Consider the following 24,169-nt stretch of genomic DNA (forward strand, 5'->3'; position numbering starts at 1 on the left):
GGGCGGTCAGTTCTCGTCAGCGGCGTCGTCCGCGTCGTCGCGCTCCTGGTCGCGGATGCGGCGGTTGTACTCGCGGACGAGGTCGGCGTCCTCGACCTGGTCGGGGCCGGCGAACTCCGCCTGCTGGCTGTCGACGCCGCTCGAACTCCCGTCGCTCCCGCCGCTCCGCTCGCGGTCCGGGAAGGTCCGCTCCTCGTCGACGTCGCGCCCGCCGCCGGTCGACTCGAGTTCCGCCGTCTGGTTGTCCTCGCCCGCCGACACCTCCTCGCGGTCGCCGAGCACGCGTTCGCCGTCACGCAGGCCGGTGTACTCCTCCGGTTCCCCGGTCCCGCCGTCGGTCGCGGGCTCCGGCCGGTCGAACAGCGCCACGTCGACGACGGCGACCTGGACGGTCGCGAGACTCAGCGCGACGGCCACGACGGTCACCGCGCCCAGCCGCCCGACGTTCACGAGTCCGAACGCCGAACTCGTCCGCAGGTCCGCCAGCACCTCGGCGTAGAGCCGGCGGGCCATCCGCGACTCGGCGTCGTCCTCGACGGCGTCCCGGGCGGTCCGCAGCTTCTCGGCGACCTGCGGGTTGACCGCCTCGAACTGTTCGACGAGGGGGTCGCGCACTCGCAGGCCGACCGCGAGCGCGAACGCGAGCGCGCCGACGGCGACCGCCACCGTCGCCGACCCGGGGATCCCGGCGGCGCCCAGGTCCCGTCCGATCGCGTCACCGACGGGGCCGGTCACGCTCGACGGGACCGAGATCCGCTCCGGGAGCCACGCCGGGCCGAGCGCCGACAGCACGAGATTCGCGCCGAGGAAGACGGCCACGGCTTCGACGACACCGACCGTGACGGCCGCTTTCCACCCTTCGCGGCGGATCTCCGTGATCGCTCGCTCCATCCGATCGCGGGAGTCGTCCGGGTCGTGAGGGGCGTCCGTGTCTCGTGCGACGCCGCCGCCGGCAGCCGGCGTGTCGTCGCTCATCCGTGCCCCTCGCACGCGGTCTCGTTCCGGTTATCGGGGTCCGAACAGAGAGTGTTCAGGTCGGACTCGAGATCGCTGATCGTCTGGTTCTTGCTGTCCAGTCTCGCTCTGAGAGAGCGGATCTGGTCGTCGCGCTCCGCGAGGGTCTCTTCGAGGTTCTGGACCTCGTTCTCGAGTTCGCCGACGCGTTCCTCCTCGTTCTCTAGCTCGGTCTGGAGGCTGCTCACGTTGGACTCCAGTTCGTTTATTCGGGCGTCGCGCTCCGCGAGCCTGCCCTCGAGTTCGTCGATCCGGTCTTCCGTGTTCGCCAGGTCCGTTTCGAGGGTGTCCACCCGGCTACGGAGGTCGCTGACGGTCGACTGGAGTTCGTCGCGCTCGTCTCGCAGGTCCGACACCTGCGTCTCGAGCTCGTCTCGCCGCTGTTCGAGGGCGCCGACCTCGGATTCGAGGCGGGAGACGTTCTCCCGCGCGTCCGAGAGGAGTCGGCGCGTGCGGGTCAACTGCGCTTCGGTGGCGTTGAGCTGGCGCTCCGTCCGGTTGAGTTCCGCGGCGACCTGGTCGACGTCCTGCGTGCGCGTGTCGAGCCTGCTCCGCGTCTGGTTGAGCTGTGATCGGGTCTGTTCAAGCTGCGTCCGGGTCTGGTTCAGTTCGTCGGTCAGTTGCGTTCTCTCCGTGCGGAGGTCGTCGTTCTGTGACCGGAGCTGCTCGGCCGAGTCCTGGTAGAAGACGGTCGCTCCCGCGGCGCCGGCGACGGTGAGGACGAGGAGGGCGACCAGTCCGAGACTGATGTTACGGCCGACTGCGCTCATGGGAGACCACTCGTCAGTGACGTGCGACCGCGGTACACTTGAACTCGCCGGACGATCACTTCGGTTGAGAAGACGACGAACGCGCCCAGCAACGCGACCCAGCCCCACGCGTCTCGCACCGTGCGGACGCGCGTCGACTGCTCGCGTGCCAGTCGCGCGATCGCCGCCCCCTCGTCGGGAGCGAACTCCCGGCCGCCGGTCAGGTCGACCAGCCGCTCCAGGTCGGGTTCGACGCCGAGGCGACCGTACTCCACGGGGTAGTTGACGGCGTAGCTCGTGTCGAGGGTCTCGTGGTAGCCGGCCGTCCGCGGGGTGAACTCACCTCGGTAGGTCCGCTCGGCGATCTGTCGGAAGCTGACGTTGTCGACGCTCGGGCGTTCGTCGCCGCGGTAGGTCAGCGTCGCCGGAGTCCCGACGCGGGCGTCGCTCACGTCGGTCACGCCGGTCCGGGTCCGCTCGGGGTCGCCGATGGCGTAGTTGACCGACTTCGTCACGACGAGCGAGTCGGGCTCCTCCAGCAGGCCGTCGAGCCCGCCGTCCTCGCCGTAGGCGGTGATCGAGACGACCCGCCCGAGGCCGAACCGCCAGGAGGCGATGGCGGGCGTCCCGTCGGCGGTCGCGACCTGGTAGTCCGCGCCCGCCTTGACCGCGACCTCGTTGGCCTGCGAGGGGTTCGCGGTCAGCGTCACGCCGCTCGTGATGAACGTGTTCTGCTTGACGACGGTGAGGTTCTGGCCGCGGAACTGCCGCGAGCTCCCCCCGAACAGCAGTCGGAGGCGGCTCGTCTCGTCGGCGGCGTAGTACGAACCGCCCGACCGCTCGGCGATGCGCTGGAGGGTGTCCTCGTTCACGTCGTCGCCCGCGCCGACGGTGATCACCCGGACGCCCTGCCGGCCCAGCTGGCTGGCGACGGCGGCGGGCCGCTCGGGGTCGTCCCTGCCGTCGCTCAGCAGGATGATCGTCCCGGGGTTGTCCCCGAGCATCTCGTCCGCGCCGAGGAGTCCGTTGGCGACGTTCGTCCCGCCGCGTGTCGTCTGGAGGCGACGGATCCGTTCGGCCACTTCCTCGCGGACCTCGCCGAGCTGGCGGCGGTCGGCGATCCGGTAGGGCTCGCCGCCGAACGCGACGACGCCGACCTGGTTCCGGTCGCCGAGCTGGTCCAGCACGTCGAGCGCGATGCCTTTCTGCGTCGCGAGCCCCTCCTCGGCGCTCCCGGAGATGTCGACGAGCAGCACGATGTTGGTCTGCCCGCCCGTCGCGTTGCCCATCCTGACCGGGAGCATCGAGGCGATGGGCGACTCCTCGTAGCCGCCCTGCTGGTAGGCGTTGTCGCCGCCGACGGTCACCAGTCCGCCGCCGTCGATGACGTGCTCCTGGAGCGCGCTGACGTTGCCCAGTTGTGACGCCGGCGTGTCCTGGACGACGACCGCGGCGTAGTCGTCGAGGTCGTCCGGGACCGCCGTCGCGTTCGTCACGTTGTACAGCGACCCGAGGTAGCTCTGCAGGGGGTAGTCGCCGCCCGCGACGTACAGCAGGTCGGGCTTCTCGACGACGCGCACGTCGTGGTAGTACACGTCGTTGCGCTCGTAGACGTCGTCTCCCTCGACCCGCGCGGTCACCCGGTGGTCACCGACCGACTCGAAGGTGTGCTCGACGGAGACGGCCTCTCCGGCGGCGACGTCCGCCTCGCGGACTTCCTCCCCGTCGACCTCGACCGTTACCGGCACGGACTCGTCGGCCTCGACGCCCGCGAGCGAGACGACGAACTCCGTCGAGAGGCCGACGCTCGCGGTCGACGGGCCGGCGACGGAGACGGCGCGCTCGGTCCGTTCGGGCGAGAGTTCGACGGCGCTGACGGTCGCGTTCAGCGCCTGCGCGTCCTCGGCGGCGACGGCGAGGCTCCGTCCGCCGGTCACCTGCCCGTCGGAGACGACGACGACCGTCCCGTTCTCCCGGAGGTTGGCCGCGACGCCGTCGCCGATCCGCGAGTCGTCGCCGCTGGCGACGGTCGCCGTGGTGACCGGGACGCCGGCGCTCTCGACGTCGTCGACGAGGTCGTCTGTCGCGTTCGGGAACACGCCCATGCTCGCCGACTCGTCGGCCAGCATCGTCACACGCGGTTCCCCCGGCGTCTCCCGCGTCTGGACCGTGTACGGCCCCATCGCCCCGGCGACGAGGAGGACGACGACGAGGACGCGGCTCGCGAACAGGAGCCGCCGGCTCCGTCGCGACGCGGAGCGCGACCCACCATCCCCGCGGAATATCAGGTACGCGAGCAGCGCCACCGCCACGGGCAGGGCCGCGAGCGGCCAGAGCTGTTCGACCCCGACCGTGAGCCCGTCCAGCGAGTAGGAGACGGACATCACAGCTCACCCCGCCGTCGGAGGTATCCGATCTCCACGAGGACCACGAGGAGCGCCCCGAGCGCGGCGAACTCGGTGACCCGTTGCGGGACGGTCCGCGTCTCCTCCGTCGTGACGTTCTCGGCCGACCCGGTCCGCTCGGAGAGCGACTCGACGTCGACGGTCGACTCGCGCTCGTCGATCAGCGCTGCGCTCTCCGCGTGGTCGCCGGCGGTGTACAGCCCCGCCTCCCGCAGGGTGACCGTCGGACCGTCGAGCGGACCGGACGGCCCCGTCACGCGGTCGGCGTCGAACTGGACCGCGTCGCCGGTCTCGTGGTTGAGCGCCGACAGCGGCTCCCGCCCGGCGAGGTGGAAGACGGCGCGCTTCCAGAACACCGGATACTGGTAGTTGTACCTGAAACTCGACCGCTCCTCGATGTACCCGTAGTACATGAGCCGTCCGCCCTCGCGCCGGTCGGTCGCGAGCAGCGGCGTCCCGTCGCGCAACTCGACGAGCGTCTCCCCCGAGCGGAGCGTCCCGGTCAGGTACTCGTCGGGCGGCTGGAAGTCGATCCCGTCCGTCAGGTCCGTCTCGGCCGTCCGCCGGATCGTCGGCGCCGTGGCGAGCTCGCCCGGCTCGACCAGCAGGAGGTCGCCGAGCCGGTCGGGGAGGTCCTGCTGGGCCTGGACGGCGACGCCGCCGCCCGCGGCGATGGCGTCCCTGCCCGTTTCGACGTTGCCCGGGAGCAACGAGTCGGCGTCGACGTTGCTGTAGATCACCACGTCGTACTCGGACTCGACCGTCGTCGGCGGGTTGTCGACAGTCAGGTCGACCTGGTCGACCAGCGAGAGGGCGGTCGTCAGGTAGCGGTTCCGGTCGTTCGTCAGCACGAGCACGTCGACGGTGGGGTCCGCCGGCGCGACGACCGGGACGGCGTCGTCCGTCTCGAAGTCGTCGCCCGGTTCGAGGCGTGCCTCGCTTTCGCCCGCGGGCACCGGGAACGTCACCGTCGCCACGTCGCCCGCGCCGAGGTCGACCGTCTCCGCCTCGTCGCCGAGGCTGACGGTGCGGCTGACGGGCTCGTCGCCGAAGTTCTTCACCGAGAGGGTCACCTCGGACTGTCTGAACCGCCGGTCGACGAAGCCGACGTTGGCGTCGCCGCCGGCGTCGAACTGTCGGAGCGACACGCTCAGCCCCCTGGCGCGCAGCGACCTGACCGCGTCCGTCCACTCCTCGCCCGCGAAGTCGCTGAGCACCACGACGCGGCCGTCCTCGTTCGAGAGCGCCCGCGCCTGCGCGACGGCGCCGCGCAGGTCTCCGGGCGCGTCCGTCGCGTCGAGCCGTTCGAGCGCCTCGCGAGCGGCGCTCGGCGGCCCGCGCCGGACGACCACCTGTCCGCCGCCGGCCGTCGTGACGACCGAGGTCCGGGTCGTCACCTCCTCGTCGGCCGCCGCGAGCGCGCGGTCGAGTCTGGTCTCGCCGCCGTCGGTCGTCGCCATGCTCGCGCTCGTGTCGACGACGATCACGGTCTCCTCGACGACCGCGCGCTCCTCGACGGGGACGTAGGGCGCCGCGAGCGAGCCCGCGAGCAACAGGACGGCGAGGATCTGGATCAACAGCAGGAGACTGCGTGCGATCCGTTCGAACAGCGGCGTCGTCGCACGCTGGCGCTGCTCGTCGACGACGAAGCGAAACGTGGGGAGCTCCACCCGGTCGGGGTCCGGCCGGATGAGGTACAGCAGGACGATGGGGACCACCACCAGCGCGGCCGCGAGACCGAGCGGGGCGAGAAACACGTCGGAGAGGGCCATCGTCTCTCGGATCGCCCGGGAACCATATTGGTCTTGTGTTGACGTGTCTCCGTCGGGATCCGAGGACGACGCCGAGGGATCCGGGTCCGTCTAGACTGATAGCCCACCGTCCGGCGGGACGCTTTACATCGAGCTACAAGCGCTTAGGTGGAATACCGCATCGGTGTAGATAGATGATGCAGTCATCCACATCAATCGACACCGAAGACACCTACCCGATCGACGACGACCAGACCGCCAGCGAAGCAGTGCTCGACGCCATCGCCGAGGAGGCCGGCGTCGACGTACTCGACCTCGCCGTCCCGCTGTACGACGCCGTCGACCCCGACGCGCTCGACGCGTTCTATCGGACGGCCGCCGGCGCCGACGGTGCGGGGCCCTCGTCCGTCTCGTTCTCCTACTACGGGTACGAGGTCGAAGTGTCCGGCGACGGCGAACTGGTCCTCCGTTCGTAGATGGCTTCGTCCGCAGGCCCTGACCCCCTGGAGGTCTGCGCGCGTTGCGGTGAGCGACTGGTGGGCTCGGAGTGGTACCCCGCGCGCACTCGCGCCGACGGCGACGGCTCGCTGACGATACTCTCTTTCTGTGACGACCGCTGCCTGCGCGCCTGGCGGGAGACCGACTGAGTTACTCGCCCGTCAGGTCGGCTTCGAACAGTTCCCGGCAGAGTTTGCGCTGGGCGGCCCGCACGTGCGTGTTGTACGTCGGCTGGCTGATCCCCATCGACTCGGCGACCTCGCTCCCGGTCTGGTCGCGCGGCGTCTCGAAGTACCCGCCGAAGTAGGCCGTCTGGAGCACTTCCAGTTGCCGCTCGGTCAGTTCCTCGGTCAGCGTCGCGCGCAGTTCCGTCGGCGTCTGGCGCGGCCGCTCGTCGGTCCGCTGGGCGACCAGTTCGGACTCGGGGTAGTTCCGGACGAACATCTCGACGAACTCCCGGATATCCGCGTCCGCTGCGACCTCGATCACCACCGTCGCGACGCCGTCCTCGACGGTCACCGTCCGCGGTCGACCGCCGTGGCTTCGAACCGTCTCACAGAGGCTCTCCTCGGCCAGCGTGGCCTCGAACAGACAGACCGGGACGCCGTCCTCCTCGTACTCGGAGACGAGCGACACGTCCGTCGTCGCCATGTCCGGTGCGAACGAGAGGAGTTCGTCGGCCGGGACGCCGCGACTCGACATGTAGACGCGGAGCGCGCCGTCGGGCGACGGGACGACACCCTCCATCTGGAGGTCACACCCGGTCTCGGCCGCGAGGTCGACGACCTCGAGGCCACGGTCCTCGACGACGAACTCGAGTTCGGCCACCTCGTCGCTCACGAGGGCCTTCTTGCTCTCGACGGCGTTGATGGCGTAGGCGATGGTGTCGCTCAGCTCCGCGAGCACGGAGCGCTCGAGGTCGTCGAACACGCCCGGCTGGTTGGCGTAGACGTTGAGGACGCCGTACAGGACGTCGCCGTAGACGAGCGGCAGGGCGATCGAGGCGTGATAGCCGCGCTCGAGCGCCGCCTGACGCCACGGCCCGAAGTCGGGGTCGTCGACGACGTTGTTCACGACCTGTGGCTCGTGGGTCCTGACGGCTTTGCCCGCGGGCCCGCGGCCGGCCGCCTCCTCGCCGGCCGTCACGGTCGTCGCGTCGAGATACCCCTTCTCGGCGCCGGCCCACGTGCGGGGCGTGACTTCGTCGGTGACCGTGTCGTGTTCGCCCACCCACGCCAGTTCGTAGGGGCCCACGTCGGCCAGTTCGTCGCAGACGACCGTCTCGACCTCCTCGCGCGTCGACGCCCCGACGAGCGACTGGCCGATGCTCCTGATGGTGTCGTTGATGCGGTTGAGCCGTTCGAGCGACTCGTTTTGCTCCTCGAGCGTCTCCTCGCGGTCCTGGAGCAACTGCTCGCGGTCGGCGCGGGTACACGCCGTCTCCACCGTCGCGGCCGTCGTCTGCAGGAAGTCGAGTTCGACCTCGCAGAACCCCTCGGACGCCTCCGTCGCGGTGACCAGCAGGCCGTGGGTGCCCAGCGGGACCGCCGCGAGTTCGGTCAGGTCGTCGCCGGCGCCCGACACCGAGGCGACGTCGTCGACGATCCGCGTCTCTCCCGCGGTGAACGCCTTCCACAGCGGCCCCGACGGGGTCTCGCTCAGCGTGGCCGTCGGGAGTTCGTCCGCGCCGCGCTCGGTCTCGCCGGCGGTCCGGAGCTGCCCGGCCTGTTTGTCGTACCGGACGAACGCCGTCAGCGGGAGCGTGAGCGTCTCGTCCGCGTGCTCGACCGTCGATCGGACGATCTCCTCGTGGGTCTCGGCCTCCATCAGGTCGCGGCTCATCTCGTTGAGGGCGGCCAGCTGGGCCTGCCGCTGTTCGCGCTCGAGTTCGTAGCTCACCCACTGCGCGGTCAGTTCGAGGAACGTGCGCTCGGACTCGGAGAAGGGCCGTTCCCGCGGCTCCTCCGAGGCGAAACAGAGCGTGCCGTACTGCTCGTCGCCGACGGTCACCGCCGTCCCGAGGTAGCTGTCGAGCCCGTAGGTCTCGTACGCCTCACAGCCCTCCCACCCCTCTTCGGTCGCGTTCTGGACGCTGACGATCCTGTCGGTCTCGAGGACTCTCCTGCAGTAGGTCCCCGAGAGCATCGCGGACTCGCCGGCCTGGATCAGTTCGTGGGAGCCGACCGCGTCGACGAGTTCGTACCGGTCGCCCGGCGTGTGCGAGAGGTACCCGATATCGAGGTCGAATCGCCTGCAGCCGAGTTCGAGGAACCGCCGGAGCTTCTCCTCGAACGTGAGGTCGAGCCGCGAGATGATGTCGTGTGTCTCCTGGAGGGTCTCGGTTCGCTCCCGGAGCGCTGCCTTCGCCTGTGTCCGCTCGCGGAGCGTCCCCATCATCCGTTCGACCTCGCGTTCGGGCCGTTCGGCTCCGAAGAACTCCTCGGGCGGCGTGTAGTAGAAGTTGTTACACACCGTGTCGCCGTATATCAGATGGGGGTGCGTGCGGACGATGTCCCGGACGACCTCCGCCGGAAACGCCTCGCGGTCGTACTGACACATCGCGATACAGTCCTCGTTCGCGAAGACCTCGTTTATCCTGCTCTCGTACTGCATGAACTGCTCGATGGACGCCCCGTCCTCGAGGAGCCAGTCCGTCTCCGCGACCACCCGTAGCGCCTCGTACTCCTCGGTTGCCGCGTCGATGACGTCCTCGTAGAGCGCGATCATCGAATCGGGGTCGAACGAACCGTCCCTGAGATACGTGTTCTGGACGGTCTCGAACACCAGCGCACCGGACTCGACCGCCGCGTCGACGTCGACGCCGCGCGAGCGCAACGCCGCCTGGACGGCCCCGAGCGAGCGCTCGTCGCCGACGTACATGCACCGCTCGCCCCGGTCGAGCCCTTCGCGCAGGAACGGGACGGCGGCCGCGTATCGCTCGTCCTCGCTCTCGTAGACGAGCGCGAAGTGGTCGTTCGCGTGGTCGTGCCCGTCCATCGGTTCGATCGGACCGCGGAACTCCGGGCTCCGCCGGAGCGAATCGACCCCGCTGTCCAGCCCGACGACCGGGTTCCGTTCGTCGCCGCGGAGCGTGTTCATGCTCATCGTCGCTGACTCACCGTCACCGTTCTCGAACAGTCCCGCTCTGTACGGCTCAGCTCGGTTCCGTTGCGATCCGACTCGAGGAGAGAATGGCGTATCATAGTGATCTAGCGGACGCGGCGGTATCGTCGTCGTCGATAGGAGAGGGCTACTCCGTATAAGGCAAGCGATTATTTGTTGACAGTACGTGCCACGTCCGGGTCAGATACGCGCCACTCGGCGCCGAGTGGCGACACCTGGGGACCCGGTAGTTACCAGTTCGATCCGTCTACTGGCGGGCGACCGGGCGCAGGACGGCGGGCGCACAGGTCACTCCGGGAACAGTTCCCGCTCGTGCTCGATGCCGTCGATGCGCTCGACGTCCTCGGGGTCGAGGGCGAGCGTCCGGGCCTCGAAGTTCGCTCGCAGGTGCGCCCGCGAGGACGCCTTCGGGATGGTGACGACGTTGTCGTGGGAGAGCGCCCACGCGATGCTCACCGCCGCCGCGGAGGTGTCGTGTTTCGCCGCCACGTCTGTCAGTACCGGGTCGTCGAAGGCGTCGCCGCCGATCAGCGGCGAGTAGGCCACCAGCGGGTAGTCGTGGGCCTGCGCGTCGGCGAGCAGTTCGCGGTCGCCGTAGTAGGGGTGGAACTCCACCTGATGGGCCCCGATCGGCGTGTCGAGCACCTCGCGCGCCTCCTCCAGCTGGTCGGGCTCGAAGTTCGAGAGCCCGACCTCGCCCACCAGCCCCGACTCGCGCAGTTCGTCGAGCGCGGGCAGGGTCGTCTCCGGGTCGTAGTCGCCCCGGGGCCGGTGGACGTACAGCAGGTCGACCGCGTCGAGTCCCAGTCGGTCGAGACTCGCCTCGGCACCCGACCGCACGTCGTCGCCGGCCAGCGAGTCGACCCAGAGCTTCGTCGCGACGGTCAGCTCCTCACGGGCCACGTCGCTCGCGGCGACCCCCTCGCGGACGACCGCCTCGTTGTCGTATATCTGTGCCGTGTCGAGGTGGCGATACCCGACGTCGATCGCGGTCTCGATCGTCGACGGATCGCCGATCCCCATCGTCCCGAGTCCGACCGGTGGCAGGTCCATATCGATCGCAGCGGAGCCAGTCGGTTGGCTCTGGCGGTCGCCGCGGTTGCGGAGTGGGTCGGCCCCAGCGGCCGCTCAGTCGTACGTGTACCGCAGGACCGTCTCGCCGTCGCGCTCGACGACGACCGTGTCGCCGCCGTTGTTCCAGACGGCCGCGTCTCGCCCCCAGTAGAGCGCGTCCGCGGTGTCTTCGCCCGTACCGGATCGGAGCGTCACGGTCTCGCCGGGTCCGAGCGCGAAGCCCTCGGGGACGGTGTAGCCGTGACCGGCCTCGTCGCCGACGGTCCAGCCGCCGAGCGCGAGCGTCTCGTCGCCCGCGTTGCCGAAGACGACGTACTCGTCGTTCAGGTTCTCGTGGTCGTCGCCCGCGGCGTCGGCGTGGACCCGGTCCAGCGCGAGACCGGTGTCCGACGTCGCGAGCGCGCCGTCCGTGCCGTCCCGGTCGCCACTCTCGCCCCCGGTGTCACTCGCGGCTCCGCCAGCGCCGTCCGTCCGGCAGTGCCAGAGACCGCGTTCGGCCGCCTGCGCGTCTGCCTCCGCGGCGTAGTAGCGGTCGGACCGGTCGAACGTGCTGTCGTAGACGCGGGCGTGGCCCGTCGCCACCAGCCGGTAGTTGAAGTCGGTCCGGTTCGCCCCACCGTCGGTCGTCGTCCCGTCGGCGACTGTCACTCCGTCTGTGTCCGCAGTCCCGGTCGCAGCCGTCACGTCCCGCTCGCTCGCGTTCACGTGGACGTACGCGAGGAGTCGTCCGTAGCGGTCGCGCCGGTCGGCGGTCGGGTCGACGACGAGCGTCACCCGCGTATCGGCGAGCCACCGCTCGGCGAACGCGCTGGCGTCCTCGCCGGCGGCTTCGAGACATGCCGCGCCCGTCTCGTCGTCCGGCACGCCCTCGTACTCCGCCGGGTCGTTGTCGGCGTGGACCTCCGGCGTGTCGACGCCGAGGAGTCGCACCGTGTCGGTCGACCCGTCGGGGTAGCGCACGTCGATCGTGTCGCCGTCGACCACGTCGATCACCGTCGCGACCGCCCCGTTCGACGCGTCGGGTGCGGTGGCCGTCGACCCGGCGTCGGCCCCGCCGCCGGCCTCCAGCCCGAGCCCCGCACACCCGCTCAGCGTCGCGAGGGTCGCGACCGCCGCGACCGCGACGACCGCGACGAGCCGGCGTCGTTCCATGGGTGCAGTCACGGAGCCAGCGGCATCAGGATTGGCTTCTCGCGGGCCGATTCCCGCCGTCGCTCGCCCCGACCCACTGTCGGGTTCGACGCGGCGCCGCAGGGTACAGAGCACCGCTCACCGGCGAACGGGGCCGAGAAGCGTCACCGTATACCGTGCGCCGGCCGCCGTTGCCAAGTTACTTTACCCGAGGCCGCCTCTGTACCGGTACACGTGTTTTCTCTACCGCCTGGTGGACAGCGAATCGCTCCCGCGACGAACCGACGAGGGCCACGGTCGGGTGACGTATGAATCCGAACCGCGTCGATTCGCTCGTCGACCTCGTGTACGGGCTGTTGATCGCGATCTCGGTGGGGCTGATCGTGGTCGTCGAGAACGCCGTCGGCCTGGCGTTCGGGTTCGGCGTCCTGATCTCCTTCATGATCCACGTCGTCTGGAAGATGGCCCGGTTCGACCCCGACTGGATGACCACGGCTGTCAAAGAGACGGTCGAGGAGACCGTCGAAGAGACGGTCGACGAGAAGGTCGGCGATACGGTCGAAGAGACGGTCGAGGAGACGGTCGGCGAAACCGTCGAGGAGACCGTCGGTGAAACCGTCGAGGAGACCGTCGGGGAAACAGTCGAGGAGACCGTCGGCGAAACCGTCGAAGCGACCGTCGAGGAGACGGTCGAAGCGAAGGTCGGCGAGACGGTCGAGGAGACCGTCGGAGAGACGGTCGGCGAAACCGTGGAGGAGAAAGTCGGCGAAACTGTCGAGGAGAAAGTCGGAGAAGCCGTCGAGGAGAAAGTCGGAGAAACCGTCGAGGAGAAAGTCGGAGAAACCGTCGAGGAGAAAGTCGGAGAAACCGTCGAGGAGAAAGTCGGAGAAACCGTCGAGGAGAAGGTCGGCGAGACGGTCGAAGACACCGTCGGCGAAACCGTCGAGGAGACGGTGGAAGAGACCGTCGAGGAAACCGTCGAAGACACGGTCGGCGAAACCGTGGAGGAGACGGTGGAAGAGACGGTCGAGGAGAAAGTCGGAGAGGTCGTCGAGGAACAGCTGGGGGCGGCTGAGGGCGACTCCGAAGACGAGGACACCGACGGGGGGAGCTGATGGTCCAGCTCCTGCTCGTCGTCGGCGTGCTCGTGGCGATGTTCGTCGCGTACAACATCGGCGGGTCGACGACGGGGCCCGCGTTCGGGCCGGCCGTCGGCGCCGACGCCATCTCGAAGACGGCCGCCGCGGCGCTGATGGGTGTGTTCTTCTTCATCGGCGCCTGGACGATCGGGCGGAACGTCGTGACGAAGCTCGGGACGGAACTCGTCGTCGACACCGGCGTGTTCACGCTCGAATCGTCTATCGTCGTGCTCTTCTTCATCGGCGTCGCGCTGCTCGTGGGCAACGTCTTCGGCGTGCCGGCCTCGACGTCGATGACCGCCGTCGGTGCGATCGCGGGGCTCGGCCTCGCCGGCGGCGTGCTCGACCTCGCCGTCATGGGCGAAATCGTCACCTGGTGGGTCGTCTCGCCCATCATCGGCTTCTGGGTGTCGCTGATCATCGGCCGGTACTTCTACGCGCGACTCAACCGGCTGGTCGCGATGGAGCGCAGCGAGGGGCCGTTGCTCGATATCGACCGCTCCGGCGTCCTGCCGATCCCGCGCGTCCACCAGACGACGAACCGACGGGAACTGTTCGGGACGATCACGGTCATCTCGATCGGCTGTCTGATGGCCTTCAGTTCGGGAACGTCGAACATCGCCAACGCCGTCGCACCGCTGGTCGGCAGCGGCGAACTCGCGATGGACCCGGCGATCGTCCTCGGCGGTATCGCCGTCACGATCGGCGCGTTCACCATCGCACGGCGGACGCTCGAGACGATGGGGAGCGACATCACGGAACTGCCGCTGACGGCGGCCATCGTCGTCGCGTCGGTCAGTTCCATACTCGTCGTCTTCCTCTCGACGCTCGGCATCCCCGCGAGTTTCGTCATCATCGCGACGGTGTCGATCATCGGCCTCGGGTGGGGCCGAGCGACCCGACCGGTGACCGTCCCCGAGGCCGTCACCGCCGAGAAGTCGCCGTCGGTCACCGTCGACGCGCTGGCCGCCGACGAAGAGGGCGAGGAGTTGCCGCCGATCGGCGAGGAAGACCCCGAGACCGTCCCCAGCGCCGGGGACCTGTTCGACCCCGCGACGACCGCCCGGGTCGTCCTCATGCAGAACGTCGTGCCGGCTATCGCGTCCGTCGGCGCGTATCTCACCTTCCGATTCCTCCCGATCGCCGGCGTCTAACCGGCAGCGTCAGGCCGACACCGCTTCGGCCTCGGCCCGCAGTCGCTCGACCACCGCCGGCCGGCCCCGAACGACGAGGTCGACGGTCTCGGCGACGTAGTCGACCGACTCGACGCTCGCGCAGTCGTAGGCGCGCGAAACGAGTCCCATCGCGTCGTCGCAGCTGGGGACCGTCAGCTCGGCGCGCTCGGTGGGTAACCGGTCGACCACGGCTTCACGGAGTCGGTCCAGGTTCGTCCCCTCGCGGACGCTGACCGGGATCGGGTCCGGTGCCAGTCCGTCGACCGCGGCTCGTCGCTCCTCGGAGGCCTCGTCGTCGAGCAGGTCGACCTTGTTCAGCGCCGTGACGACGTCCGACTCGTCGACGCCCTGCCCGTCGAACACGTCGAGGGCGACCCGTACCTTCTCCCGCAGTCGCGCGGGTGGGTCGCTCGCGTCGGCGACGAGCACGACGGCGTCGGCCGCCGCGGCGTCCGAGAGCGTCTCACTGAACGACTCGACCAGCCAGTGGGGCAGGTCCGCGACGAACCCGACGGTGTCGGTACACAGCACGCGTCGCCCGTCGATAGTCGCCCGCCGGGTCGTCGTCTCCAGCGTCTCGAACAGCCGGTCCTCGACGCTCGCCGTCTCCGTCGCGGCGTCGGGATGGGGATCGGCGTCGGGCCCGCCCGCCGAATCGCCGTCCAGTTCCAGGTCATCGGCCAGTTGGTGGAGCAGCGTCGACTTGCCGGCGTTGGTGTAGCCGGCGAACGTCACGATGTCGAACCCCTGCTCGCGGCGCTCGGCGCGGTGCTGTTCGGCGGGGCTCGGCAGGTCCGCCAGCTTCCGTTCGAGGTCCGCGATCCGATTCTCGACGCCGTCTATCGGCGTCCCCTTCTCGACTCGTTTGTTCATGCCCTGTACGTCCGAGCGCTCTCGCAGCCGCGGCAGGTCGTACTTCAGCCGGGCGAGTTCGACCTGTAGCTTCGCCCGGCGCGTGCTCGCCTGCTCGGCGAAGATGGCGAGGACGAGCCGGTAGCGGTCGAATATCGCCGTTCCCTCGGGGAGCGCCTCCCGGATAGCGGCCGTCTGCCGGGGCGTCAACTCGCCATCGACGGCGACGAGGTCCGCCCCCGTCTCCGCGACTCGCGCCGAGAGGTCTGCGACCTTCCCGCGTCCGAAGTACGTCCCCGGGTCCTCAGTGCGGGCCTGCGTCACGGCGTCTCGCACCTCGTAGCCCGCCGCCTCGGTCAGCGCCCGTATCTCGTCGGTCTCGACCGGTGGTTCCGCCGCTCGCGCCGCGACGATCGCGTCCGTTCCTGGTTGTCGTCTCATGTGTGTCTCTGTGGATTCTATCTGCGAGCGATACGAGGCCCGGCCGACGCGACGGCCGACGTGACCGACGGCCGCCGGGCTCTGCGGTCGAGAAGTACACCGGTCGCGAGAGGGTCGTAGCGCCCGCCTCCGCCGCGCCGTCGGGCCGCCGCGGAGACGCCCGCGAGCGTCCGTCGGCGCTGTCGCCCCCGTTACGGACGGGCGCTGGACGCTCACGCGGGTCGGACCGGTCAGCGGTAGTAACTGATCTCCATCGCCGTGTCCGCTCGATCGGTCGCGTCGGACAAGAGCGTTCCCGTGGGGTGGCAACCGTTAGCACGCCGGTCAGAAGTCGCCGAGCGTGGCCTGGTTGGCTTTCAGGGACTGGGCGGGGTAGCCCAGTTCCGACGTGATGGCGGTGGCGAACTCGTCGGCGAAGCCGTGCTGGGTGTACACCTGCTCGGGGTCGACGGCGGAGACGAGGGCGAGGAGTTCGTCGTAGTCGCAGTGGTCCGTGAGGACGAACCCCTCGTCGAAGCCCCGACGGTAGACGAACGAGTCGTCGACGGCCCATCCCGAGAACCCGGCGGTGACAGCACCGGTCGACTCGACCAGCGACTCGACCCAGGGGCTCCGTGGCGACCCCGAGCAGACGAGCGCGTCACCGGCGCCGAGTTCTCCCTCTGAACCGTAGCGCTCGCCGGGGAAGGTCACGTCGCGGTGGTCCTCGATCACGTCGCTCACGTCAGCGACGGCGTCCGTGACGAACACGCGGTCGCGCGGCGAGTCCGCGAGGAGTCGCTGGAGCTTCTGCGCTCGCCCCAGCGCGTACCCGAACATGAGGACGGGTCGATCCATCGTCTCCGCCAGCCACGACCGGATCGCGTCGACCGATTCCTCCGTGGATGGGAACCGATATTCGGGCTTCCCGTAGGTCGACTCGAGTATCAGCACGTCCGCGTCGACGGGGTCGAACCCGTCGAGGTGGAAGCGGTCCCGCGTCGAGCAGTCGCCGGTGTAGAGGTACCGCCGGCCGGTGTCGGGGTCCGTGAGCCGCATCGCCCGCGAGCCGACCACGTGGCCCGCCGGAAACAGTTCGGCCGCCGGGTGGTCGACCGCGGTCGGGGCCGCCCCGCCGCGCCGGGCGCCGACCAGCGCGGCCGTCAGGTCCGAGGCGACGACCGCCGACCCGCTGGCGTAGTGGTCGCCGTGGGCGTGGCTCACGAGCGTCGCGTCGGCGTCGCCGCTCCCGTCCGCGACGAACCGCTCGCCGCCGGCGAACGTGATCTCGATCCCACTGCGTAGCCGAACCCGCCGCGTCACGCCCGCCCGTTGGCCCCTCACTCGAATATACGTGTCGTCGGGCGGCCCCACGCCCGGCGCGCTGCCCCACGCCCTGCCCACCGCCCGACCGCCGCCACGCCGCCATCAGTTTCACCGACGGTCGACTCGCGAATCGCCGGCAAGCGGCCGTCTGCATTCACTTTCACTTCCGCTCCGGGGTAGGCTGGCGTTTTATAGCCCGGAGTCCGTCGGATACGGGCGATGCCAGAACCTGTCGACGTTCCGACCCTCGATCCCGGGCTCACGCTGTTGCGCCCGCCCGGGCCGCGCTCGACGGCGATCCATCGTCTCGCGCTCGCGACACTCGCCGAATCGACCGGGGTGGCCTACTGGGTGGACGCCCGCAACGCCGCCTCGACGTACACGCTGTACGACATCGTACACTCGCCGCGCAGGCTCAGAAATCTCCGGGTGGCGCGGGCGTTCACCGCCTATCAGCACCACGCGCTCGGACGCCGCGTCGTCGAGCGGGTGGACGGGCGGACCGGACTGCTCGTCGCGCCGAACGTCGCGTCGCTGTACCGCGACGAGGACGTGCCCCGGTACGAGCGCGAGCGCCTGCTCGACAGCACCGTCCGGACGTTCGCGGCGCTGGCCGACGCTCGCGAGATCCCGACGCTGCTCAGCGTGCCCGCCGGTCGTGACCCGGGCCCGGCCGCCGAGCACGCCGACCGAATCATCCGGTGTGAGCGGACGGAGATGGGGTATCGCTTCGAGGGACCGGGCGTCGAGACGACCGTCTACTGGGACGAGGGGTACTGGCAGACGACCATCCCCTACTGGGTCGACCTGCTCGGCGTCGCGTCCGAGTCGCTCGGGCCGGGAGTCGATCCGGTCGGAACCGGTTCGCCGGAGCCCATCGAACAGATCAGTCTCGCCGCGGCGGCCGGCGCGGCGGGGGGCGCGGACTGATGGGCCGGACCAATCCCACGTATCGGGACTTCCTCCGGCGACTGGAAGACGACTGGCGCTCCTTCCGACGGGGACTGCGCCGGCGCTCCCAGAGCGACTTCGACCGGCTGTTCGAGCGGGCGCGCGACCACGCCGACGCCGCGGGCTACGCCAACGGCACCGACCCCGAGTTCGCCTTCCTGCTGTCGGTCCTGGTCGCACAGGAGCGCGAACTCCGGGAACTGCGCGAGCGAGTCGACGCGGTCGAGACGGACCGCGGCGACGGGGGCGACGCCAGCCCCGCTTCGGTCGGTGCCGGGACCGGGACCGAGTGATGTCTCTGCTCACTCCGGAGTTCCGGCCGGACGGGACGGTCCGCGAGTGGCACGCGACGGCCGACGGCGTGGAGACCCGGGTGAACGACGACTACGCGCCCTCGCTCTCCGTCGCGGCGCCCGACCCCGTCCGGGCGGACCTCGCGGCCGCGCTGGCCGCCGACCCGAAGGTCGTCGAGACGGCGACCGAGCGCCGCTACCTCTCGCTCGATGCGGACGAACGCGAGCCCGTTCTCCGAGTCGACCTCGCCCGCGTCGACGAGGTACGGACGCTGGCTCACGAGATCCTGTCCCACCACGCCGCCGACTACGCGCCGGGGACGGTGCGGCTCTACGACGTGGACCTCGCGCCGGGGTTTCGCTACTGCGTCGACACCGGGACCGCGCCGGTGCCCGAGCGGGAGTTGCGCCGGCTGGAACTGTCGATCCCCGAACGCGCGCTGGCCGAGGACGACCTGACCGCGCTCCGGGTCGACGGCGAGGCGCTTCGCGCCTCGAAAGCGAGCGGGGACGGGGGACCCGCGAGCCGCCAGGCCGACCGCGCGGTCCTCGACTCCCTCCGCGAGCGCGTCGAGGTGGTCGATCCGGACGTGCTAGTCTGTTCGACCGCCGAGCTGATCCCGCGGTGTCACGAGCGAGCGGAGGCGCTCGGGCTCGACGACTTCCGGCTGGGGCGGGCGGACGGCTACGAGCGCCTCGCCGGCGCGAGCACCTACGAGAGCTACGGACAGGTGGGTCACTCGCCGGCCCGCTACGCGCTCCCCGGACGAGCCATCGTCGACCGGTCGAACAGCTTCCTGCTCGGGAAAGCCGGGCTGCCCGGACTGCTCGACCTCGTGGGTCGGTCGTGGCGGCCGCTCCAGGAGACAGCCCGCGGCTCTATCGGGACGATCCTCACGTCCATCGAGATCAAGGAGGCACGCGAGCGGGACGTGCTCGCGCCGTGGAACAAGTGGGAGCCGGAGGCGTTCAAGTCGGTCGGGACGCTCCACGACGCCGACCGCGGCGGGTTCACGTTCGCGCCGGAGCCGGGAATCTACGAGGACGTCGTGGAGGTCGACTTCGCCTCCCTCTATCCCTCGATCATGCGCGAGTACAACGTCAGCCCGGAGACGGTGAACTGCGACTGTCACGATCGGGAGGACGTGCCCGGCCTCGGCTACAGCGTCTGCGAGGACCGGGGCTTCCTCGCCGACGTGCTGGGCGGCCTCATCGACGACCGCGCCCGATTCAAGGAGGAACTCGCCGAGTTGCGCGAACGAGCGGCGACGGACGCGCTCGATGTGGCCAGTGGAGACTATCAGGCCACGCACGCCGAACCGGACGGCGACTCGCCGGTCGCCGAGCGCGTCGCCGCGCTGGAGGGGCGGATTGACGCGCTGAAGTGGGTGCTCGTCTCCTGTTTCGGCTACCAGGGCTACCGGAACGCGAAGTTCGGGCGCATCGAGTGTCACGAGGCGATCAACGCCTACGCTCGCGAGATCCTGCTGGACGCCAAGGAGCGACTGGAGGCCGGCGGCTGGCGGGTCGTTCACGGGATCGTCGACAGCCTGTGGGTGCAACCGCGGGCGGCGGATCCCGAGCCCATCGACGAGATCGCGGCCGTCGTGTCCGAGGACGCCCGCATCTCGCTGGAGGTCGAGGCGCGCTTCGACTGGGTGGCGTTCGTCCCGATGCGGAACTCGTCGGCAGGCGCGCTGACGAAGTACTATGGCAAGGTCGCCGGCGCCGATCCGGAAGACGATGACGCGTTCAAGTTCCGCGGGATCGAGACGCGTCAGCGCTCGACGCCGCCGTTCGTCGCCGCGGTCCAGCGCGACCTGATCCGGACGCTCGACGCCTCGAACGAGAGCGGTGAGCGAAGCGAACCGCGAACGGAGCGACCCGCGAGCCACGACCCCGAAGCCGTCTGCGACCGCCTCGCTCGCGCGCTCGGTCGGCTGGAGCGCCGGGCGGTCGACGCCGAGGACCTGGTGATCCGACAGCGCGTCTCGAAGTCCGTCGAGGCGTATGCCCAGCGGACCCGGACGGTCGCGGCGCTGGAGCGGACGGCGGCCCACGGACTTGAGCGACCGCCGGGAACGAGCGTCGAGTACGTCGTCGTCGACGACGGGCGAGGAGACGCCGACCGCGTCCGGCTCCCGTTCGAGGACGCGAGCGACTACGACGTGGAGTTCTACCGCGAACGTCTGATCCGCGCGGCCGAGAGCGTCGTCTCGCCGCTGGGGTGGGACCGCGGGCAGATCCGGCGGTACCTCCGCGACGGGCGGGACCTCACGCTCGCCGCCTTCGAGTGAGCACGGGGCGGCGAGCGTGGCGGCGGATCACCCCGAGACGCGCGACCACTTTCACGGCCGGAAAACCACTTTCACCCGCAGGACGGCGGGCGGATCGCCGGCGGATCTCTACTTTCACTTCCGCTCCGGGGACGCGGCTAACGGCTTTTGTACCGGAGTCACTGGTCGGAGGTATGACGGCGAGCGAATACACGAGGGACGGCCCGGCGAACCAGTACGCGGGCGACGACCCGGGCGGTGAGCGCGGGGAATCGGAGCCAGACGAGTCGAGACCCGACGGCTGGTCGCGATATCGGTGCCACGGCTGCGGGTTCGAGTTCGGCGGCGAGACCGTCGGCGCGGCGCGGTGCCCGCGCTGTGGCTGTATCGGCGACCACGACCGAACGGGAGCGCTCGCGGGGGCGACGGATGGTGGCCCCTGAGGAGCTCGCCGACCTGCTCTCGGACCCGTATCGCGTGGCCTGCCCGAACGGTCACACGGCGCTGAACCCCGCCGAGACGACGCCCAGCGCCTACTGTCGGACGTGCCGGGAGTCGTACCACGCCCGGGAACTGGCCGACCGACGGCGGGACCCCGACCCGTGCAAGCATCACCGCAAGAGGAAGGACTAAGTATGCGTGGGATTAACATGCAGGTGGAGCCATACGGGGCTCCCGACGTGAACCACCGTCGTGAACTCCCGGAATATTGGCACCGCGCACGAATCAGCGCACGAACCGCGACGGGGCCTGGCCACCCCGTCGCACCTCGAGGCTTTTATCGACGTCACTCCTTCCGAGCGACCGCGCCGGATACGGTGACCCGCTCGTCCGGCGACAGGCGTTCGAGCGCGGGAGACCGTCCGAACCGCTCCGACCACGGCGACCGCCGATTGAGCCGTGACTGTCTCGGTCTGCGGCCGTTCACGGTCATCCGCTCGTCGGGCAGTAACACTATTGTGGAGCACAGAAACAGGGTGGTGTGAACGGACGCTGGGGCGGCCGCGGGATCTCGGAGGAGACGCTCCTGGTTCTGATGGCCGTGGCCGCGGTGCTGTTGGCGATGTCGGTCGTCACGTCGCTCTCGGGGAGCGACGCGGACCCGGACCGGCCCCGGGCGAGTTTCGTCTTCGAGACCGACGAGACGGACGTGCTCGTCACGCACTACGGCGGCGACGCACTCAACGGGTCGACGCTGTACGTGGAGTCCGAGCGCCGCGGCACGCTCGGGAACTGGTCGAACGAGAGCGGGGCCTGCGCGACCCCCGTGTCGAACGTGACCACGGGGACGAGCTGTCTCGTCCCCGGGGCGGCGTACGAACAGCTCTACGTCGTCTGGCGCGGACCGGGCGACGAGCGGCTCATCCTCGACCGACGCCCCGCCGCGGACACGCCGACACCGACTCCCACGGCGACGCCGACGGTCACCCCCACGCCGACTGTGACCCCGACACCGACGCCAACGCCCGCGGTGACGCCCACGCCCACCCCTGCGCCAAACGGGACGACCGTGCCGGGAACGCCGGGCAACGCGACGGCGACACCGGCGCCAAACGGGACGACCGCACCCGCGGGAACGCCGACAGACGGGACTGCGACGGACGGGACCGCGACCCCCGGAGGGACCGTCACGGGGACGCCGACGGGGGCGGACACGCCGACCGCGACGCCGGTCGACGGATGAGCGCCGAGGGGTTCTTCATCGCTCACGCTAGAGGGGCCAACGAGCCGATGGACGCGAGCGAGCGCGGCGGCGGTGCGGGTCGGCGGATTCCGGCACTGGAGGGAGTCCCGTGAGCGGCGACCTCGGGAGCTTCGGGACGGACGACACGGGGCCCGAGCAGGTGATCTGCCACGTCGACATGGACTGTTTCTACGCCGCGTGCGAACGCCTGCGCGAGCCCGCGCTCCGGGGTCAGCCGCTGGTCGTCGGGATGGGCTACGAGTCCGAGGAGCCCCACGGCGCGGTCGCCACCGCGAGCTACGAGGCCCGCGAGTTCGGCGTCGAGAGCGCGATGGCCATCTCCGAGGCGCTCGAGCTGCTCCCGCGCAAGGTCGAGGCGGCGACGGACCCGGACCTCGACGTCGACGAGGCTGGGTTCTACCGCCCGGTCGATCTGGACTACTACAACGAGGTCGGCGCCGAGGTCAAGGCGATCCTCCACGAGTCGGCCGACACCGTCCGCGAAGTGAGCATCGACGAGGCGTACCTCGACGTGACCGACCGGGTCCGCTGGGAGAGCGACGCGAGTGCCGCGGGCGACGAGGGAGACTCGCTCCCCACCGTCGACGCCTTCGCCCGTGACCTCAGGGCGCGGATCCGCGAGGAAGTGGGCGTCGTCGCGAGCGTCGGCGTCGCGCCGACGATGAGCGCCGCGAAGATCGCCAGCGATTACGACAAGCCCGAGGGCCTCGTGGTCGTCGAACCCGGCGAGATACGGGCGTTTCTCGCCCCGCTGGACGTCGCCGAGATCCACAACGTCGGGCCGGTCACCGCCCGCGAGCTCCGGGAGATGGGCATCGAGACCGCGGGGGACCTGGCGGCCGCCGACCCCGACCGCATCCGCGACCGCTTCGGCGAGCGCGGACTGGAGGTCCGGCGGTTCGCCCGCGGCGAGGACCCTCGCGAAGTGACGCCCGTCGGCGAGCCCAAGAGCCTCTCCCGCGAGTCGGCGTTCACCGAGGCGACCGAGGCGACGGACGAGAAGCGGGAGAAGGTCCGGTCGCTCGCCGAAGACGTGGCCGAGCGCGCCCGGCGGGAGGGCGCGCTCTACCGGACCATCGGGATCAAGGTCGTCACGCCGCCGTTCGACGTGAACACCCGCGCCGAGTCCCTCCCCGGTCCCGTCGAGGACGCCGACCTCCTCGAGTCGACCGCACTAGACCTGCTCGAGGAGTTCGAGGACGACCGGGTCCGAAAGCTCGGCGTCCGCGTCTCGAACCTCTCCTTTACCGAGGACGAGCAGGCGAGTCTGACGGGGTTCGAGAGCGCGTCCGGTTCAGACGCGTCCGCGGGCGATGGCGCGTCCGGTGCCGACAGCGCGTCCGCGGACGGCACTGCGTCTGCGGACGACTCGGAGTCCGCATCGGCACCCGGGAACGGGGACGAAGCGGTCGAGGGCGATACCGCTGGCGAGCGCGACGGCCAGCGCTCGCTCCGGGAGTACGAGTGAGTATCCAGCAGATCTTTGTAGGAGACCGTCGAACGCGGTGGCATGCGACTGGCCCGCTTACAGACTCCTGAAGGAGTCGTGGAGGGACGCTACGAGGACGGGACGGTGATCACCGACGAGGGCGAGTACGTCGTCGGCCGCGACGGCGACCTCACCTACCCGTGCTCGCCGTCGGCGCTGTACTGCGTCGGCCGGAACTTCGCGGAGACGCTCGACCAGATGGACTACGAGCGCCCCGAGGAACCCGACTTCTTCGTCAAGCCGCCGGCGTCGCTCGTCGGGCCCGAGGACCCGGTCCGCTACCCCGACTGGACCGACGAGTTGACCTACGCCGGCGAACTCGTCGCCGTGATCGACGAGCGCTGCCGGGACGTGACGCCCGAGGAGGTGCCCGAAGTCGTCCGCGGGTACACGATCATGAACGACGTGGACGCGCTCGACCAGCAGGGTCGGACGGCCAGAAAGGCCTTCGACACCTCCGGGCCGCTCGGCCCGTGGATCGAGACGGATCTCGACCCGCGGACCCTCGACATGGAGACGCTCGTCAGCGGGGAGCGGCGCCAGGAAGCCAACACGGAACTGATGCTGTTCGACCCCTACGAGATCGTCTCATATCTCTCCCGGCGGTTCACGTTCCGGCCGGGAGACGCCATCGCGTTCGGGAGTCCCGCGAACCCCGGCACCGTCGAGCCCGGTGACACCGTGGAGATCACCTACGAGGGCGTCGGGACGCTGCGCAACACGGTCGTCGCGGCGGGCGACTGAGGCGCGGAGTCGGTACCTCGAACGCGGGGCGCGGAACGGGCGGTTTCGTCGCGA

Annotated in this window: 21 protein-coding genes; 12 read left to right on the forward strand and 9 right to left on the reverse strand. The window is 70.1% G+C overall.

Going from position 1 to position 24,169, the window contains the following annotated elements:
- Window positions 1–6: 6 nt before the first annotated feature.
- The 4 genes from D1409_RS03115 to D1409_RS03130 are packed head-to-tail and all read right to left on the reverse strand — an operon-like array spanning window position 7 to window position 5,940.
- Window positions 7–975: a DUF7502 family protein gene (locus D1409_RS03115; RefSeq protein WP_123533917.1), complete on the reverse strand. Its 969-nt coding sequence runs from the start codon at window positions 973–975 to the stop codon at window positions 7–9.
- Window positions 972–1,784, reverse strand: a complete 813-nt coding sequence (locus tag D1409_RS03120; RefSeq protein WP_123533919.1) for a uroporphyrinogen-III C-methyltransferase — start codon at window positions 1,782–1,784, stop codon at window positions 972–974. The genes D1409_RS03115 and D1409_RS03120 overlap by 4 nt, the downstream gene beginning before the upstream one ends.
- Window positions 1,781–4,147, reverse strand: a complete 2,367-nt coding sequence (locus tag D1409_RS03125; RefSeq protein ID WP_123533921.1) for a vWA domain-containing protein — start codon at window positions 4,145–4,147, stop codon at window positions 1,781–1,783. Before D1409_RS03125 ends, D1409_RS03120 begins: the two co-directional genes overlap by 4 nt.
- Window positions 4,147–5,940 carry a vWA domain-containing protein gene (locus tag D1409_RS03130; protein ID WP_123533923.1) on the reverse strand — a complete coding sequence of 598 codons (1,794 nt, stop codon included), beginning with the start codon at window positions 5,938–5,940 and terminating at the stop codon, window positions 4,147–4,149. The genes D1409_RS03125 and D1409_RS03130 overlap by 1 nt, the downstream gene beginning before the upstream one ends.
- A gap of 173 nt (window positions 5,941–6,113) precedes the next feature.
- On the opposite strand from D1409_RS03130, the gene D1409_RS03135 reads away from it, so the two are divergent.
- Both D1409_RS03135 and D1409_RS24280 read left to right on the forward strand, forming a co-directional pair.
- Window positions 6,114–6,395: a HalOD1 output domain-containing protein gene (locus D1409_RS03135; RefSeq protein WP_164471549.1), complete on the forward strand. Its 282-nt coding sequence runs from the start codon at window positions 6,114–6,116 to the stop codon at window positions 6,393–6,395.
- Window positions 6,396–6,566 carry a DUF7576 family protein gene (locus D1409_RS24280; protein WP_164471550.1) on the forward strand — a complete coding sequence of 57 codons (171 nt, stop codon included), beginning with the start codon at window positions 6,396–6,398 and terminating at the stop codon, window positions 6,564–6,566.
- A 1-nt stretch (window position 6,567) separates the two neighbouring features.
- Here D1409_RS24280 and D1409_RS03140 read toward each other — a convergent pair whose 3' ends face one another.
- From D1409_RS03140 to D1409_RS03150, 3 genes are all read right to left on the reverse strand, one after another.
- The gene (locus tag D1409_RS03140) at window positions 6,568–9,522 is read right to left on the reverse strand and encodes an MEDS domain-containing protein (protein WP_123533928.1); all 2,955 of its coding nucleotides are present in this window, start codon (window positions 9,520–9,522) and stop codon (window positions 6,568–6,570) included.
- A 306-nt stretch (window positions 9,523–9,828) separates the two neighbouring features.
- A complete protein-coding gene (locus D1409_RS03145; RefSeq protein ID WP_123533930.1) occupies window positions 9,829–10,593 on the reverse strand; it encodes an aldo/keto reductase in 765 nt (254 codons plus the stop codon).
- 75 nt (window positions 10,594–10,668) lie between these two features.
- Complete coding sequence (locus D1409_RS03150) at window positions 10,669–11,766, reverse strand: lamin tail domain-containing protein (RefSeq protein WP_123533932.1); 1,098 nt, start codon at window positions 11,764–11,766, stop codon at window positions 10,669–10,671.
- 287 nt (window positions 11,767–12,053) lie between these two features.
- Here D1409_RS03150 and D1409_RS03155 point away from each other — a divergent pair, with 287 nt between their 5' ends.
- Entirely contained in the window at window positions 12,054–12,860 is an 807-nt protein-coding gene (locus D1409_RS03155; protein WP_123533934.1) for a hypothetical protein, read from the forward strand.
- Window positions 12,860–14,038: an inorganic phosphate transporter gene (locus tag D1409_RS03160; RefSeq protein ID WP_123533936.1), complete on the forward strand. Its 1,179-nt coding sequence runs from the start codon at window positions 12,860–12,862 to the stop codon at window positions 14,036–14,038. Before D1409_RS03155 ends, D1409_RS03160 begins: the two co-directional genes overlap by 1 nt.
- A gap of 9 nt (window positions 14,039–14,047) precedes the next feature.
- On the opposite strand, the gene hflX is transcribed toward D1409_RS03160, so the two are convergent.
- Window positions 14,048–15,352, reverse strand: coding sequence for a GTPase HflX (hflX, locus tag D1409_RS03165; protein WP_123533938.1), 1,305 nt, complete (start codon window positions 15,350–15,352; stop codon window positions 14,048–14,050).
- Window positions 15,353–15,676: 324 nt separating this feature from the next.
- Window positions 15,677–16,654, reverse strand: coding sequence for an MBL fold metallo-hydrolase (locus tag D1409_RS03170; RefSeq protein ID WP_123533940.1), 978 nt, complete (start codon window positions 16,652–16,654; stop codon window positions 15,677–15,679).
- Between the two features lie 222 nt (window positions 16,655–16,876).
- Between D1409_RS03170 and D1409_RS03175 the strand changes: the two genes are divergently transcribed.
- From D1409_RS03175 to D1409_RS03210, 8 genes are all read left to right on the forward strand, one after another.
- A complete protein-coding gene (locus D1409_RS03175; RefSeq protein WP_123533942.1) occupies window positions 16,877–17,587 on the forward strand; it encodes a P-loop NTPase family protein in 711 nt (236 codons plus the stop codon).
- Window positions 17,587–17,901, forward strand: coding sequence for a hypothetical protein (locus D1409_RS03180; RefSeq protein ID WP_123533944.1), 315 nt, complete (start codon window positions 17,587–17,589; stop codon window positions 17,899–17,901). The genes D1409_RS03175 and D1409_RS03180 overlap by 1 nt, the downstream gene beginning before the upstream one ends.
- Window positions 17,901–20,198, forward strand: a complete 2,298-nt coding sequence (locus tag D1409_RS03185) for a type B DNA-directed DNA polymerase (RefSeq protein WP_123533947.1) — start codon at window positions 17,901–17,903, stop codon at window positions 20,196–20,198. The genes D1409_RS03180 and D1409_RS03185 overlap by 1 nt, the downstream gene beginning before the upstream one ends.
- A gap of 173 nt (window positions 20,199–20,371) precedes the next feature.
- Window positions 20,372–20,620 carry a hypothetical protein gene (locus tag D1409_RS03190; RefSeq protein ID WP_123533949.1) on the forward strand — a complete coding sequence of 83 codons (249 nt, stop codon included), beginning with the start codon at window positions 20,372–20,374 and terminating at the stop codon, window positions 20,618–20,620.
- Window positions 20,610–20,810, forward strand: a complete 201-nt coding sequence (locus tag D1409_RS03195; RefSeq protein ID WP_164471551.1) for a hypothetical protein — start codon at window positions 20,610–20,612, stop codon at window positions 20,808–20,810. Before D1409_RS03190 ends, D1409_RS03195 begins: the two co-directional genes overlap by 11 nt.
- 349 nt (window positions 20,811–21,159) lie before the next feature.
- Entirely contained in the window at window positions 21,160–21,861 is a 702-nt protein-coding gene (locus tag D1409_RS25140; protein ID WP_123533953.1) for a type IV pilin N-terminal domain-containing protein, read from the forward strand.
- A gap of 109 nt (window positions 21,862–21,970) precedes the next feature.
- On the forward strand, window positions 21,971–23,350 hold the full coding sequence (gene dinB / locus D1409_RS03205; RefSeq protein WP_123533955.1) for a DNA polymerase IV: 1,380 nt from the start codon (window positions 21,971–21,973) through the stop codon (window positions 23,348–23,350).
- Between the two features lie 42 nt (window positions 23,351–23,392).
- A complete protein-coding gene (locus D1409_RS03210) occupies window positions 23,393–24,115 on the forward strand; it encodes a fumarylacetoacetate hydrolase family protein (protein ID WP_123533957.1) in 723 nt (240 codons plus the stop codon).
- Window positions 24,116–24,169 lie beyond the last annotated feature (54 nt).

The sequence above is a fragment of the Halosimplex salinum genome, from assembly GCF_003730195.1.
In the GTDB taxonomy this organism is placed as follows: Archaea; Halobacteriota; Halobacteria; order Halobacteriales; family Haloarculaceae; genus Halosimplex; species Halosimplex salinum.